The sequence below is a fragment of the Cryobacterium sp. HLT2-28 genome, from assembly GCF_004402495.1.
GTDB classification, from domain to species: domain Bacteria; phylum Actinomycetota; class Actinomycetes; order Actinomycetales; family Microbacteriaceae; genus Cryobacterium; species Cryobacterium mannosilyticum.
Genome location: NZ_SOFH01000007.1, coordinates 1 through 13442 on the forward strand (window position 1 = coordinate 1; position 13442 = coordinate 13442).

Annotated in this window: 17 protein-coding genes; 5 read left to right on the top strand and 12 right to left on the bottom strand. The window is 68.2% G+C overall.

What is annotated here, in order from left to right; all coding sequences use genetic code 11:
* Nucleotides 1-185: 185 nt before the first annotated feature.
* Nucleotides 186-1031, bottom strand: a complete 846-nt coding sequence (locus E3O48_RS02450; RefSeq protein ID WP_134537187.1) for a hypothetical protein — start codon at nt 1029-1031, stop codon at nt 186-188.
* A 451-nt stretch (nt 1032-1482) separates the two neighbouring features.
* Nucleotides 1483-2094: a MarR family winged helix-turn-helix transcriptional regulator gene (locus E3O48_RS02455; RefSeq protein WP_134537188.1), complete on the bottom strand. Its 612-nt coding sequence runs from the start codon at nt 2092-2094 to the stop codon at nt 1483-1485.
* Nucleotides 2095-2237: 143 nt separating this feature from the next.
* On the opposite strand from E3O48_RS02455, the gene E3O48_RS02460 reads away from it, so the two are divergent.
* Both E3O48_RS02460 and E3O48_RS02465 read left to right on the top strand, forming a co-directional pair.
* The gene (locus tag E3O48_RS02460) at nt 2238-2822 is read left to right on the top strand and encodes a protoglobin domain-containing protein (RefSeq protein ID WP_134537189.1); all 585 of its coding nucleotides are present in this window, start codon (nt 2238-2240) and stop codon (nt 2820-2822) included.
* Between the two features lie 64 nt (nt 2823-2886).
* A complete protein-coding gene (locus E3O48_RS02465; RefSeq protein ID WP_134537190.1) occupies nt 2887-3066 on the top strand; it encodes a hypothetical protein in 180 nt (59 codons plus the stop codon).
* 160 nt (nt 3067-3226) lie between these two features.
* Here E3O48_RS02465 and E3O48_RS02470 read toward each other — a convergent pair whose 3' ends face one another.
* From E3O48_RS02470 to E3O48_RS02485, 4 genes are read right to left on the bottom strand one after another with little or no spacing between them, the layout of a single operon-like run.
* Nucleotides 3227-4207, bottom strand: a complete 981-nt coding sequence (locus E3O48_RS02470) for a C-terminal binding protein (protein WP_134537191.1) — start codon at nt 4205-4207, stop codon at nt 3227-3229.
* Nucleotides 4208-4972 carry an amino acid ABC transporter ATP-binding protein gene (locus E3O48_RS02475; protein ID WP_277612770.1) on the bottom strand — a complete coding sequence of 255 codons (765 nt, stop codon included), beginning with the start codon at nt 4970-4972 and terminating at the stop codon, nt 4208-4210.
* Nucleotides 4969-5922: an amino acid ABC transporter permease gene (locus tag E3O48_RS02480; RefSeq protein ID WP_134537192.1), complete on the bottom strand. Its 954-nt coding sequence runs from the start codon at nt 5920-5922 to the stop codon at nt 4969-4971. The genes E3O48_RS02475 and E3O48_RS02480 overlap by 4 nt, the downstream gene beginning before the upstream one ends.
* The gene (locus E3O48_RS02485; RefSeq protein ID WP_134537193.1) at nt 5922-6839 is read right to left on the bottom strand and encodes an ABC transporter substrate-binding protein; all 918 of its coding nucleotides are present in this window, start codon (nt 6837-6839) and stop codon (nt 5922-5924) included. Before E3O48_RS02485 ends, E3O48_RS02480 begins: the two co-directional genes overlap by 1 nt.
* 116 nt (nt 6840-6955) lie before the next feature.
* Here E3O48_RS02485 and E3O48_RS02490 point away from each other — a divergent pair, with 116 nt between their 5' ends.
* Nucleotides 6956-8569, top strand: a complete 1614-nt coding sequence (locus E3O48_RS02490; RefSeq protein ID WP_241982368.1) for a thiamine pyrophosphate-binding protein — start codon at nt 6956-6958, stop codon at nt 8567-8569.
* A 44-nt stretch (nt 8570-8613) separates the two neighbouring features.
* Here the strand turns inward: E3O48_RS02490 and E3O48_RS02495 are convergent, their stop codons facing one another.
* From E3O48_RS02495 to E3O48_RS02510, 4 genes are all read right to left on the bottom strand, one after another.
* The gene (locus E3O48_RS02495) at nt 8614-9288 is read right to left on the bottom strand and encodes a GntR family transcriptional regulator (protein WP_134508895.1); all 675 of its coding nucleotides are present in this window, start codon (nt 9286-9288) and stop codon (nt 8614-8616) included.
* Nucleotides 9289-9402: 114 nt separating this feature from the next.
* Entirely contained in the window at nt 9403-10290 is an 888-nt protein-coding gene (locus tag E3O48_RS02500) for a hypothetical protein (RefSeq protein ID WP_134537194.1), read from the bottom strand.
* A gap of 43 nt (nt 10291-10333) precedes the next feature.
* Nucleotides 10334-10801, bottom strand: a complete 468-nt coding sequence (locus tag E3O48_RS02505) for a hypothetical protein (RefSeq protein WP_134537195.1) — start codon at nt 10799-10801, stop codon at nt 10334-10336.
* Nucleotides 10798-11019 (bottom strand): PLDc N-terminal domain-containing protein, encoded by a 222-nt coding sequence (locus E3O48_RS02510; protein WP_166788590.1) that lies wholly within the window; start codon nt 11017-11019, stop codon nt 10798-10800. The genes E3O48_RS02505 and E3O48_RS02510 overlap by 4 nt, the downstream gene beginning before the upstream one ends.
* Nucleotides 11020-11189: 170 nt before the next feature.
* On the opposite strand from E3O48_RS02510, the gene E3O48_RS02515 reads away from it, so the two are divergent.
* On the top strand, nt 11190-11849 hold the full coding sequence (locus E3O48_RS02515) for a ScbR family autoregulator-binding transcription factor (protein ID WP_134537197.1): 660 nt from the start codon (nt 11190-11192) through the stop codon (nt 11847-11849).
* On the opposite strand, the gene E3O48_RS02520 is transcribed toward E3O48_RS02515, so the two are convergent.
* Nucleotides 11846-12310, bottom strand: coding sequence for an organic hydroperoxide resistance protein (locus E3O48_RS02520; protein ID WP_134537198.1), 465 nt, complete (start codon nt 12308-12310; stop codon nt 11846-11848). The genes E3O48_RS02515 and E3O48_RS02520 overlap by 4 nt on opposite strands.
* Before the next feature lie 87 nt (nt 12311-12397).
* On the opposite strand from E3O48_RS02520, the gene E3O48_RS02525 reads away from it, so the two are divergent.
* Complete coding sequence (locus E3O48_RS02525) at nt 12398-12922, top strand: MarR family winged helix-turn-helix transcriptional regulator (RefSeq protein WP_134508883.1); 525 nt, start codon at nt 12398-12400, stop codon at nt 12920-12922.
* Here E3O48_RS02525 and E3O48_RS02530 read toward each other — a convergent pair.
* Complete coding sequence (locus E3O48_RS02530; protein WP_134537199.1) at nt 12919-13287, bottom strand: TIGR02611 family protein; 369 nt, start codon at nt 13285-13287, stop codon at nt 12919-12921. The genes E3O48_RS02525 and E3O48_RS02530 overlap by 4 nt on opposite strands.
* Nucleotides 13288-13442: the final 155 nt, after the last annotated feature.

Genomic DNA, 13442 nt, shown 5'->3' on the forward strand with positions numbered 1-13442 from the left:
TACTCGCCCTCGCCGCCGGAATCTGGCACAACTGGCTCCTCGGAACACCCAACAAACGATCCCTCATCGCCTACGACCATTAGGACTCACTCATCTAGGTCCGGACCAGGTTCTGACGGGCCAAGGCCGACGGCCGGAAGCGCATTCGCGCTTCCGGCCGTCGGTGGTGTGTCGCGTCGGGAGGGCTAGTTCCCGGCCTTGGCGTGAACCCCGGTGTCGGCGCTGCCCGACTCGGTGTCGGTGTGCGCGTCGGCTCCGGCTTCGCCCTTGCCCTGCGAGTGCGACTCGGCGCCGGCCTGGATGCGCTCGACGATCTTCTGGATGTCCTTGCCGTAGTCGCCGTTGAGTGCGGCCTTCTCGATGGCCTGGGCGGCGGCATCCTGCTCAGCGGCCGGAGCGTTCTTCAGGTCGGTCAGGGCGGACTGCAGCTCGACTGGGAGCTTCTGGAACAGCGCCGGGTTGTCGGCGAGACCGAGGGCCAGCTTCGTCACCGCGGGGGCGGCATCCGTGCCCGTTGCGGTCTCCTCGCCGAGTGCGCTGTGGAGCGCGGCGGCGAGCGGGTGCTTCGGGTCGTTCTGCACGGCTGTGGCGACCTGGGCGATCTGGTCGCCGTAGCCGCCGTCAAGGGCGGTGGTCTGGATGGTCTGCACGGCGGCGGCCCGGTCGGCCGCTGATGCGTCCTTGAGGGTGGTCAGGTCGGACTGCAGGTTCGCCGGCAGGCTCGCGAACAGCTCGGCGTGGTCGACGAGCGTGGCCGCGAGCTTCTGCGCCTTCTCGTTCACATCATGCCCGTGGGAGAGGGCGGCGCGGAGTTCCTTCTGTACCGAAGCGAGGAATGTATCGCCCGAGGTGGACTCGGCGGATGCGCTGGAGCTGGCCGTGTGCTCCGGCGTCGGGGTGAGCGGGGCGGCGCTCGCACCCTGCACGCCGGCACCGAGCAGGGCCCCGGCGGCCAGGACGGATGCTGCGCCGATGGTGAGACGCTTCGAGCGGGAGGCGCGAGGCGTCTGGAAGATCTTGTTCTCGTTCATGGTGGTTCCTTTCGATTGCGGCGGCCGTTTCGGCGAAAAACCCGGGCGGGCCGCACGTAGTCACCGGGCGAGTCTAGGCAGGCGGCTTGTGCGGTCCGTCACTGCGGGCTGGGAACCGGGCTGCAGGGCGGCGGAGGATTCTCGGCCGAGTTGGCGGAGGCGCGGCGCACAGATGCGTCGCTCCGGAGGCCGAGAATCGGCTCTGACCGGGGAATGCACCTGGCGGCCGGGTCTGGAGAGCGGGAAGACGCACCGCGCACCTCGGCAGGCGCGCCGATCGGGGATTACGCTCTGCGCTGAGCGCCGGGCTGGCGTGTCGGTCGGGGAGTCCGTTCGGACCCGACGCGGGAATGCGACTCGAGGCCGCGTTTGCGGTCGATCACCCGAACGTGGGTGCTGTCCCAGGCGAGCGGGTCCGAGTCGCCTCCGGCGCACCTCAGGGATCAGGGCGTCATAGCCCCTTCGGCACGCCCCCCTCGTGCTCCGGGCAGTTGACGCGCAAGGCGTCTGTCGGCAGCGACAGGCCGAGCAACGCGCACCGGTGCTCGCCGCCGGCGACCTCATGGAACCGGCAGCTCGGGCACGTGCGGGCAACACCGACGACACCGGAATCGGCGAGACGGCCGATCACGGCCAGGAGCAGGTGGAGGGTCTCCGCCTGCGCCCGGGCGGGGAGGGCGGCGATGGCTTCGGCCAGCGGGTCGCCCTCCGACTCCAGCCGCGACGCGATTTCCCGGCCGAACGGGGTGAGTCGGAGTGTCAACGCGCGTCGATCTGCGGGGTCAGGGGCGCCGTCGACCAGGCCCTTCGCCTTGAGCGAGCCGATGGCCTCGCTCAATGTCGGCTCTGAGACACCGAGTTCGTGGCTGAGCGCGCTGGCCCGCGGCTTCGGCGGTGCGCCCGCGGCCAGGAGCAGGAGGGTCTGGGTCTGCAGCGAGCTCAGGCCGTGCCGCGAGGCCAGGTCCTGCACCACCCGGCGTTGCGCGTTCGCGAGGCGCTCGATCGCGGCGGCCACCCGCTGGGCGAGGGTGCGTCCGCCGTTGTCATGGGGGAACTCCTCCATCGCTTCTCCTTCGCCTGCGTGGATCGGACCCGTTGACAGCGAACCGTGAGTGCGCCACCCTATTGCTTAGGAGTCCCAACTAATCTCATGGTAGTCGTCGCGCCTGCTGAACACCGGGCACGCCTGCCGGAATGGAGCCACCAATGAACACCGACACGATTCCCGGCTACGGCTACGACACAGCCGCGCCTTCCCCGGTCAGCCCTGCAGAGCTCGCTGAACTCAAGCAGAGCCTCCTCTTCACCGACGACGACGCCGCGGCGCTCCTGCAGGCCGGCGATGTGCTGGAGGGCCAGGTCGACGCCATCCTCGACGTCTGGTACGGCTTCGTCGGCTCCCATCCGCATCTCCTTCGCTACTTCTCCACCCCGGACGGCGACCCGCTGCCCGACTATCTCGACCGGGTCCGAGCCCGGTTCGGGCAGTGGATTCTCGACACCTGCCGCCGCCCCTACGACGCCCGGTGGCTCGCCTACGCCGACGAGATCGGCCGGCGACATGTCAGGCCGCACAAGAATGAAACAGATGCGGCACCCTCCGTCCCGCTCGTTCCCCTCCGCCACATGATCGCGTTCATCTACCCGATCACCGCGACGATTGGCCCGTTCTTGGCCGGAGGCGGGCACTCCGACGCGGAGGTGGAGCGGATGCACCAGGCCTGGTTCAAGGCGGTGACCCTGCAGCTGGCGCTGTGGGCACGCCCCTACGCGGTGGACGGCACCTGGTAGCCCGGTTCGAGCCGGCCGGTTCGAGCGGGTCAGGGTCCGGGTCGGAGTTCCATGCTGCGGCACGGTGGGCGCCGTCTCGCTGAATCCGGATGCGATCACCCCGCACGAAGAGACACCCCGCTCGGAGGCCCTCAATCGGGCCATGACCCGGGATGCCGGTACCCGGTTCGAGCCGTTGGCGGCCACCGACAACGTGGGCCGGTACACCGGCCTGGTGCGGCTCGAACGACTGGTGCAGGTGTGAGGACCGCGCCTAGCCGATCGAGGCCCGGAGACTCCCGGGCGCATCATCGGCGTGCGATTGCTCGGCGTGGTCGCCCTGCCCGAAAACCTGCGTGGCATCCGCGTGACGTGGTCGCCGGCGGCGACCATCCCTGCGAAGAATTCGGGCCGGCCGCACGAAGTCAGCGCGGGTCGACCACCGGAACCGTCTCGGGCTCGCCCGTCTCCGAGAGAGAAATGACATTCTGGGCCTGGATGCGGACGTACTCCGCGAGCGTGTGGTCGGAGAGGAATCCGACGTGGGGCGTGACGATCGTGCGTTCGTGGGCGAGGAGCGGATGATCGGCGGGAGCCGGCTCGGCGTCGAGCACATCGAGTCCCGCCCCGCGGATCTGCCCGCTGTCCAGCGCGTGGGCGAGGGCGGGCGTGTCGATCAACTGGCCTCGGCTGACGTTGACCAGGTAGCTGCCGGGTTTCATCCGCGCGAGCGACTCGGCATTGATGATCCCGCGCGTTTCGGGCGTCAGCGGCAGGTGAAGGGAGAGCACGTCGGCGGAGGCGAGCACCTCCTCGAAGCCGGCCAGGCGCACGCCGAGCGACTCCAGGCGCGCAACAGCCTCCGGGTTCTGCGCGAGGTAAGGGTCGTAGCCGACGATCTCGCCGAACAGCGATGATGCGAACCCGGCCAGCTTCGCGCCTATTCGGCCCAGCCCCATCAGGCCGAGCGTCTTCTTGCTGAGGCGGGGCGGGGTCACGGCCGGACGCGCGTTCCAATCGACGCCGACGGCCCGCTCGAAGAACGGGAAATCCCGGGTCGTCGCCAGGATGAGTCCGAGCGCATGGGTGGCGACTTCTTCCGTCGCGACACCGGGCAGGTTGGTCACCCACACGCCGGCCGAGCGCGCCGCGTCGAGGTCGACGTGGTCGAATCCCATCGAGATGAGCGAGATGATCCGCAGGTCCGGCAGCCCGGCGATCACCCAGTCCGGAATCGGCGCGTAGCCGACCAGCAAGGCCTGGGCGCCTCGCGACTCCGCCAGTATCCGCTCGGGGTCGAGCGTTTCCAGGAAGCGCACCGTGAAGCCGCTCTGTTCCAGAAGGCGGATGCCCGGGGTCGGATCGATGTCCTCGTTGTCGGTGTAGATCGCCAGGGGCTTCGTCATCTACAGGACCTTCGACAGGAACGTCTGGGTGCGCTTGTGCTGCGGGTTCGAGAGAACGTCCCGTGGGGCACCCTGCTCGACGACGACGCCGCTATCCATGAAAACGAGGTGGTCGCCGACCTCGCGGGCAAAGGCGATCTCATGGGTGACGACGATCATCGTCATGCCGCTTGCGGCGAGGTCCCGCATGACGTCGAGCACCTCGCCGACGAGTTCCGGGTCCAGCGCGCTCGTCGGCTCGTCGAAGAGCATGAGCTTGGGTTTCATGGCGAGGGCCCGGGCGATCGCGACGCGCTGCTGCTGTCCGCCGGAGAGCTGCGACGGATATTTCTGAGCCTGGTCTGCGAGGCCGACGCGTTCGAGGAGCTGCATGGCGTGCTCACGAACCTCCGCCTTCGGCAGGCGCCGGACATCCACCGGCGCCAGCATCACGTTCTGCAACGCGGTCATGTGGGCGAAGAGGTTGAAGCGTTGGAACACCATTCCGATGTCGCGTCGCTGGTCCGCGACTTCGTTCTCGTTCAGCTCGTAGAGCTTGCCCGACCGCTCGCGGTACCCGACGAGCTGGCCGTCAACGGACAGTCGGCCCGCGTCGATGCGCTCGAGGTGGTTGATGCAGCGCAGCAAGGTGGACTTTCCCGAGCCCGACGGTCCGAGCAGGCAGAAGACCTGACCCGTGCGAACCTCAAGGTCGATGCCCTTGAGTACTTCAACGTGGCCGAAGGACTTGTGCACGTTTTCTGCTGTGACCATGGGAGTGCTCATGAGCCCGCTCCACCTTTCGCGTAGACGACGGGCCGGTCGCCCGGCGTGATCACCGGAGAGGTGGCCCGGCCTGGCTTGAGATTGAGCAGGATTCGACGACGGCGAGGCGCGACTCCGGCGACCCCCCTGGCGAACCGTTTCTCCAGTCGCATCTGGATCAGCGTGGAGATCGTCGTCAGGGCGAGGTACCAGATGCTGGCGACGATGAGCAGCTCGAAAATGTAGAAGTTGCGGGACGAAATGACTTGCGCTCGGTTGAGCAGGTCCGGCGCCGCGATCACGGTGACGAGCGAGGTCATCTTCAGCATGGTGATGAGCTCATTGCCCATCGGCGGAATGATGACCCGCATGGCCTGTGGCAGCACGATCTTGAACATGGTCGACCGGCGGCGCATCCCCAGTGCCATGGCGGCTTCGCTCTGGCCGTGGTCTACCGAGAGGATGCCGCCGCGAACGATCTCCGCCATGTAGGCGCCCTCGTTGAGGCCGAGCCCCAGCAGCGCGGCCACGAAAGCCGTGATGACCGTGTTCGTGTCGAGGCTGAATTCGCCCAGCCCGAGCCGCGGAAAGAACAGGGCGAGGTTGAACCAGAGCAGAAGCTGGACGAGCACAGGGGTGCCGCGGAAGGCCCAGATGTAGCCTCCCGCGACGGAGTTCAGCACCCGGTTCGGCGACAGGCGCATGACCGCCACGGTGACGCCGAGGGCGACACCGATGATCATAGACAGCACGGTCAGGGAAATGGTGACCCACAGCCCGCTCAGGATCGTCGGACCGAACAGGTTCGCCGCGATGATGGACCAGTCCAGGTTCTCATTCGTGGCGACGGCGTAGATGAAGGCAACCAGCGCGGCGAGCACGATGACGCCCGAGACCTGCTGTCCCCAATGTCGGACCGGGATGGCACGAATCGGAGTCTTCGCGTCAGTGGGCGCCGGCTGGTCGCTCATTACAGGGTGCCGCCGTTGACCATTACCTCGGTGACCGCGCCCGAGCCCAGGTCATGCTTGTCGAGGATGGACTGGTACGTGCCGTCGGCGATCAGTTTTTCGACGGTCGCCTTGACTGCGTCCCGAAGGTCGGAGTCTTCCTTGGTGAACATCGGCCCCATGACGACGGGCAGGAGTGGCTGGTCGTTGCCGATTTCAAACTTGCCCTTGCCGCCGTCCGCCGCGGCGTTGTAGCGCGCGACGGCATCCTGGGAGAAGGAGGCGTCGGCACGGCCGCTGTGCACTTGCAGCATCGCGTCCGCGTCGGTGGCCAACGCCGTGACGGTGATCGCGTTGCCGGCGCACTCTGCGGTGTTGAACTTCTCCAGCAGGCTGACCTGGGTCGAGCCCTCCAGCACCGCCACCTTCAGGCCGCACAGGCCTTCGACGCCCGTGATGGCCTTGGGGTTGCCGGCCGGGACGACGATGCCCTGCCCGGTGAGGAAGTAGTCGACGAAGTCGTACTTCACCTGGCGCGCCTTCGTGTCGGTCATGGCCGCAACGACGACGTCGATCCGTTTGGCGTCGAGGGCCGGGAGCAGGCCGTCGAAGGCCATGTTCGTAACGTCGACCTTGAGGCCGAGTTCGGCGCCGATCGCGTGGAAGAGGGCCATGTCGAGCCCGACGACGGTGCTGTTGTCGGCGTCCAGGTACTCGAACGGCGGGTAGAAGGCCTCGGTGCCGATCTTGAGCACACCCGCCTCCTTGATGTCCGCGGGGAGCATGGCGCGGAGGGTTGAGTCCGCCGTGGGGGACGGGTCAGTACCGGCCGCCTTGCCGTCTTCCGCCGAGCATCCGGCCAGCAGGGTCGCGGAAACCGCAAGGGTCACCCCGAGAACAATTGCCTTTCGCGTACCGCGCATTTTCCTGGACAGCATGGCTCCTCCTTGAGCGTGAAATCGGGATGATGATCAGACGATCATTGCATGAATGTAGAACATTATGACGTCTTTGCCGATAATTGTCCTACGATGGAGCAATGTTGACGACAATGATGACTGACGCACCCCCGACTACCCTTCACCACAACGGCGGGGCGGCGGTCGCTGAGACCCTGCAGGCGCACGGGGTCGATACGATCTTCGGCATCCCGGGCACCCACAACCTCGAGATCTACCGGCATCTCGTGCGCCTGGGCATCAGGCCGGTCACCCATCGCCACGAGCAGGGCGCCGGCTACGCCGCTGACGGCTACAGCCAGGTCGCAGGCAAGCCGGGCGTTGTCATCACGACCAGCGGCCCTGGCACGCTGAACGCCATGGTCGCCGCGGGCACGTCCTACGCGGAATCCCGTCCGGTTCTCATCATCTCATCGGGACTACCCTCCGGCACGGAGCACCTCGACGGCGGCGAGCTCCACGACACGAAGGACACCCTCGCCGCCATGGCGAGTATGACAGAGTGGAGCACCCGGGCGAGGACGCCGCGGGAAGCGACCGAGGCGATCGCCCACGCCTTCGAGGTCATGCGCACGGGGCGTCCGCGGCCGGTCTACGTGGAGATCCCGAGCGATGTGCTCGGCCAGGACTGGGACGGCGGGATCGCCAGAGCCGGTTCCACGCCCACCCCGTCGCTGGACGACGCGCTCGTGCATCGGGCTGCCCAGCTGCTCGGCGGCGCCAGCCACCCGGCGATCATCGTCGGCGGCGGCTCTCGCGGAGCCGACGCGCAGGTGCGCCGGCTTGCCGAGGCGCTCTCGGCACCCGTGATCTCCACCTGTAACGGCAAGGGGGTGCTGCCGGAGGATCACCCTCTCTCGCTGGGGGCGCAGATTCGCCTGAAGTCGGCCCAGGACTGGCTGAATGACAGCGACGCGCTGCTGGTCATCGGAAGCGAACTGGGTGACTCCGATCTGTGGGAGGGCAAGATCACGTCGCCCAATGTCATCCGCATCGACATCGCCCAGAGCCAGCTGGCCCTCAACGCGCCGGCGCGGATTGCCCTCCACGCGGATGCCGCCGAAGCGCTGACCGCGATCCAGGCGGCTCTCGACCAGCAGGGCGCCCTCGCTGAACCTTCCGATGCAGCGGCCGGCGATCTGGCCGAGCTCAAGGTGGCCCTCGCGGCCGAAGCTCGTTCCGACGGCGAACTCTGGTTTGACATCAACAATGAGCTCCGCCTGGCCCTGCCCGAGAACACAATCGTCACGGGCGATTCCTCGCAGGTGACCTACTTCGGAACCGTGCACTTCTTCCCGGTTCCGTCGAAGAACTCGTTCCTCTATATGCCGCGCGTCGCCACACTCGGTTACGCCCTCCCCGCCGCGATCGGCGCGAAGGTGGCCAGGCCCGACGCGCCGGTCGTCGCGCTCCTCGGGGACGGGGCGCTCATGTTCTCCATCCAGGAGCTGATCACCGCCGTCGAGCAGGGTCTGACGATAGTGGTCGTTGTCGCGAACAACGGCGGATACCGCGAGATCCGCGACCAGCAGGCGGCACGCGGCATCGCCCCGGTGGGCGTGGACCTGCATGTGCCTGACCTGGTGGCCCTGGCGAACGCGATCGGGGCGACCGGCGAGCGCGCCGCGAATGCCCAGGATGCTGCGGCCCGTGCCCGCGCGGCCCTCGGGCGCCCGGGTCCCACCGTCATCACCCTCGACTTTCCGTAACGGTGCGTCGTTCTTCCCGGGCGGTGGGGGTCCGGGAGGAACGGCTAGGCTTCGGCGGCGTCGAGCCGGGCGCGGAGCCGGCGTATGGTTTCGTTTATGTGATCCTGGACGAAGCGCGCGGCGCCCGCCCTGTCCCCGGCGGCTATCGCCTCGGAGATGCGCCGGTGTTCGTCCAGGAAAGACTCGTCCTCTGCGTAGTCGAGACGCGAGGCGGCGAGGGCGTTGAGGAAGAAGGAGAGTTCCACCGCGATCTGGGCGTAGAAGGCGTCGATGCGCTCGCTGCGGAAATTGCGAACCGTGGCGGCATGGAACGCGAGGTCCTTCGCGACGATCTCGCGGTCGTCGCCCTCCGTGGCGGCGCGCTCCAGGTCGTCGAGTGCTGACTTGATCCCGGCGATGATCTCGGCGTCGGCGGGGAGGGAGACCGCGCCCACCTCGAGTCCGCGGCGAGCGTCGTAGAGGTTGATCAGCGCATCCTTGGTCGGCTCGGCGACGATCGCCCCATGGTGCATCTCGTGACGGATGAGACGGCTTTGGCCGAGCAGCAACACGGCTTCGCGAACGGTGTTGCGGGACACGCCGAGAGTGGTGGCGATCGCGTTTTCCCGCAGGGGAGTGCCGGGTTTCAGCTCGCCTGCGAGGATCAGCGTCGTGATGTGGTCTCGCACGTGTTCCGCGGTGCTGACGCGCTGAACGGACATCTTCGTCAAACCTTGCATGCGCGCCAGTCTATTGCTCCTGCCCACATTGTTGTACGGTCCGACATTGGGACGCTTGGAGTGGGCTCCCGGTCCAGGCCGCACCGGCCATGCCCGAAGGGCGAGCGTGCTGCCTCAGCGCGGCCAGTACTCCTGCGCGCGGCACGGCTGGCCGCCGACCAGGTTCAGGCAGGACCCGAAGACGGTGGGATAGCCCTCCGTCTGCGCGGGGCCGAACCAGGCCGTGTAGAACAGCCAGAAATTCAGGTTGCCGTGGGTGGAGCATCCGTCGCCGTCGTCTCCCGGCTGGGCCAGGGCAGCCTTGTTGGGCTGGTACGGCGTGTAGTTGTAGAGGTTGGCCGTGGCCTGGTTGCGGATGCGCACCGGTGTCGCCCCACAGGTGGGGTCAGGGTTGTAGCCGACATCGACGACGCCCACCTTGTAGGCACGGTCCGGTTCCTGGGTGTACTGCCGGAACTGCCAGGCCGCCCGGTAGACCTGGTTGAAGAAGCCGAAATACTCCGTGTCACAGTCGGCGGTGTCGGGGCAGCCGTACCCGGTCGCGCGCAGGTAGCCGGATGCGCTGGGCCGGGTCAGCAGGGACTGCTCCTTCTGCAGGAGCACCAGAAGCACCCGCGGGCTGATGGTGCACGCCTCGGCGACCTTGGCGATGATGCGGCTCGCGCGTTCGTCGGCGGCCGGGCGGTAGGCCGCGCAATGGCCGGCGCCCTGGGCGGGCTGGGCCGTGGTGGCCTCCCTGTACTCCCAGAGGCACGGCGCGTCCGCCCGGGCGATGCAGTCGCGGTGCTCCAGGAACGACTGGATGCCGGCCTCGGTCATCGCGTCGGGGTTGAAGAAGTTGTAGTCGCTGATGATGGCGCCCGGGTCGAAGGCCGCCGGCGCCGCGATCGTCTCGATCCGGCGGATCGATCCGCCCAGAGCGAAGCCGGAACCCACGACGACCACGGCGATCGCGGTCACCAGCGCGAGCAGTTTCCGGCGCGGTGTGCCCAGGTGCGTCATGGGCAAACCCTATCGGCACCCGGCGGGAGAGTGCTGGGAGGAATCAGTCACCATCCCGCACGACGAGCTCGTCGCTGACCCGCACCCAGCGGCCCGGGATCATCTCCTCGTCGCCGCCCGGCTCCACGTACCGCACGGCCCCGCCGTGCGGGGTCGAAATCGTCAACGGGAACAAGGCGCCGCAGCCGAGGTTCGACTCGCCGGAGTCGGCGCGGAAGACGACGATGCAGACCCCGTCGGGACCGTCATCTCCGGTAAAGGCGGTGAGGAAGAAGTCGGCGCCGTTCCGGGACCCCACCAGACGAGAGGACTCGGCGTCCGCCCCGTGCGGCAGGGCGATCGCGACCGGCAGCCGGTCACGCTCCGCCTGGGCCGTGGCGCCGGTGGCGAACGGAGAATCCGGAGAACACGCGGAGAGCAGGAACAGCATCGACACGGCCGCGCCGAGCGCCGCCGCGCGCCGCGCAGGCGCTGCCCGGACCGGTGCGGTCGGCGCTGACGGCAGGGTCATTCCGTGTCCAGCCGGTTGCCGATGGCGAACCAGGCGATCGCGCCGAACAGGGGCGCGCAGACCACGGCCAGCACCCAGTTCGTGCGCGCTCCCGCCCGAAGGTGCACCGCTCGGGCGATCTGCACCAGGGCCGCCCCGATCAGGCCTACTGCGCCCACCGCGGCCAGGCCGGCCAGAGCCATGGCCGCCCACTCGATTGTGTCTGCACTGACTTGCACGTGCGGCCCCGCTAACGCTCGATACCCCCGGTGATGCAGTCGGCGAATCGATGGTGCCGCCAGGCAGCGCATCAACCTTCCCCCGCGAAAGCATCTTGTCCCTAAACCATACCAATTAGTATTCTTCTTGTGGGGAATGAGACCATACCGTTGTCGACCCGAGGAGTGGCATGCCGAAACAGCAACGGGCGATCGGAACGCGGGCGGCCATCCTGCGGGGCGCCGCGGAGGCGTTCGGCCGGAACGGCTACGGCAGCACCTCGCTCGCAGACGTCGCCACGGAAGCGGGGGTGACCAAGGGTGCGCTCTATTTCCACTTCGATTCCAAGGAGGCGATCGCGCTCGCCGTGATCGGCGCCCAGCACGAAGCTTCGATCGCGCTGGGCCACCGGATGCTCGACGGCTCCCTTCCCGGGCTGGAGGCCATCATCACGATGTCACTGGAGCTGGCGACACAGCTGTGCACCGACCCGGTCGTGGCCGCGGGCATCCGCCTCACCATGGAATCGTCGGTTTTCTCGTCGCCGATCGTCGGCCCCTACCGCGACTGGATGGCCGTCTGCGAGGAACTCCTGGGCCGCGGGATCGCCGAGGGGGACGTCGCCGTCGGCACGGATGTCGCGGCGGCCGCCCATTTCATCAGCCCGGCCTTCACCGGGGTGCAGCTCGTGTCCGAGGCGCTCACCAAGCGGGAAGACCTCGACCGCCGGGTCGACGAGATGTGGGCGCTGATCCTCCCGGCACTCGTGGCGCCGGACCGGCGCGAACGACTGCTCGGCCTGCCGACCCGGCTGCGCGCCGCCCGCGCCGCCGCCGCGTCCCGTTCCTAGTCCTCGTCGTCGACGACGACGAGGGTGACGGCGATGTTGCCCCGGGTCGCCCGGGAGTACGGGCAGACCTGGTGGGCGGCCTCGAGCAGTTCCCGGGCTACCGGGGCGTCGATTCCGGGCAGCTGGGCCTCGATGGTGACCTCGAAGTCGAATCCGGTGGCCATGCCTCCGACGAGGTGCACGGTGAGCGTGACCGCCGAATCGGCCACGTTCAGCTTCCGCTGCCGGGCGACCCCCTTGAGCGCGTTGTGGAAGCAGGCCGCCCAGCCGCTGGCGAACAGTTGCTCCGGGTTCGTGCCCGGCCCGCCGTCGCCGCCCATCTCGGCCGGCATCGACAGGTCGAGGTCGAGCTTGCTGTCGCTCGTGACGACCTTGCCGGTGCGCCCGCCCCAGGACGTGGCGGAGGCGGTGTAGACGGCGGTCGTCGGGGCTGCCGTGCCCAGTGCGGTGGGGATGCTCATAGTGGTCCTCTTTCAGTCGGGGGAGAGGGACACTAGGAACAGGCCCTCGAGGAAGTGCTTCGTATTCGAAACAACTAGGAGTGACCGATGAGTATTCCCCCGGATGAGCTCCAGCCGGCGGTGACCCCGGATGAGATGCGCGCCTGGGCGGCGATCTTCGAGACCTCCAACATCGTGCAATACGCCGCCGACCGGCAGCTGCGGGATGCCGTCGGCCTCACCCTGGCCCAGTTCGAGATCCTCGCCCGCATCGGCCAGGGGGCGGAGGACGGCCGGAGGATGACCGACATCGCCGACGATCTCACCGTGTCCCGCAGCGGCCTGACCTACCAGGTCGACCAGTTGGAGAGGAAGGGGCTGGTCATCCGCCGCCCGGCACGGGACGACGAACGGTCGGTCGTCGCAGAGCTCACCCCGGAGGGCGCCGAGTGCCTGGCCGCCGGCAGCCCCGGCTACGTGCGGCTCGTGCGCGAGATGCTCTTCGACCGGATCAGCCGGGCCGACCTCCTCGCGGTCACGGACATCCTCGACTCGGTGCGCACCCAACTCAAGTCCCAGCCGAAGCGGTCCACCCTCCGGCGGCCGCGCCGGCAGGCGGGACCGCCCGCCTAATCGGTGCTGGCCGTGCCGCGGGTCGCGCGGCCGGCCGGCCGAGTGGCGGCGCCCCGATTGCGCCACCAGGCCCAGAGCCGGGTCAGGATGCGCTTGAGGAAGGCACCGACCCGATGGGCCGCCGGGAATTCCGTGCCGAGGACCGCGAGCCCGAGGAAGACGATGAGCCAGCCGGGGCCTGGCAGGGGAACGAGGATGAGGCCGATGCCCACAATCACGGCCCCGAACAGACCGACCAGGACGCGGTAGACCCAGCGCACCCGGGGGTGGAGTTCGACCCAGGCGCGGCACCGCCGCAGCAGACGCCGGACCGGGTGACCCGGGTTGCTTCCGCTGTCGATCTCCTCCGGAATGCTCACTCCCATGACCCGAGGGTAGAACCGCCCGCTGGGAATGGACTGCGGGCTTCCGGGCGGGCCAACGGCCCCGATTCGTGCCGCGTTCGGGGGGTCTTTCTGGGTGTTTTCTCTTGACAGTAGCGGACTTAACCGGTTTAGTTGACACTACTGAACCGGTTCAG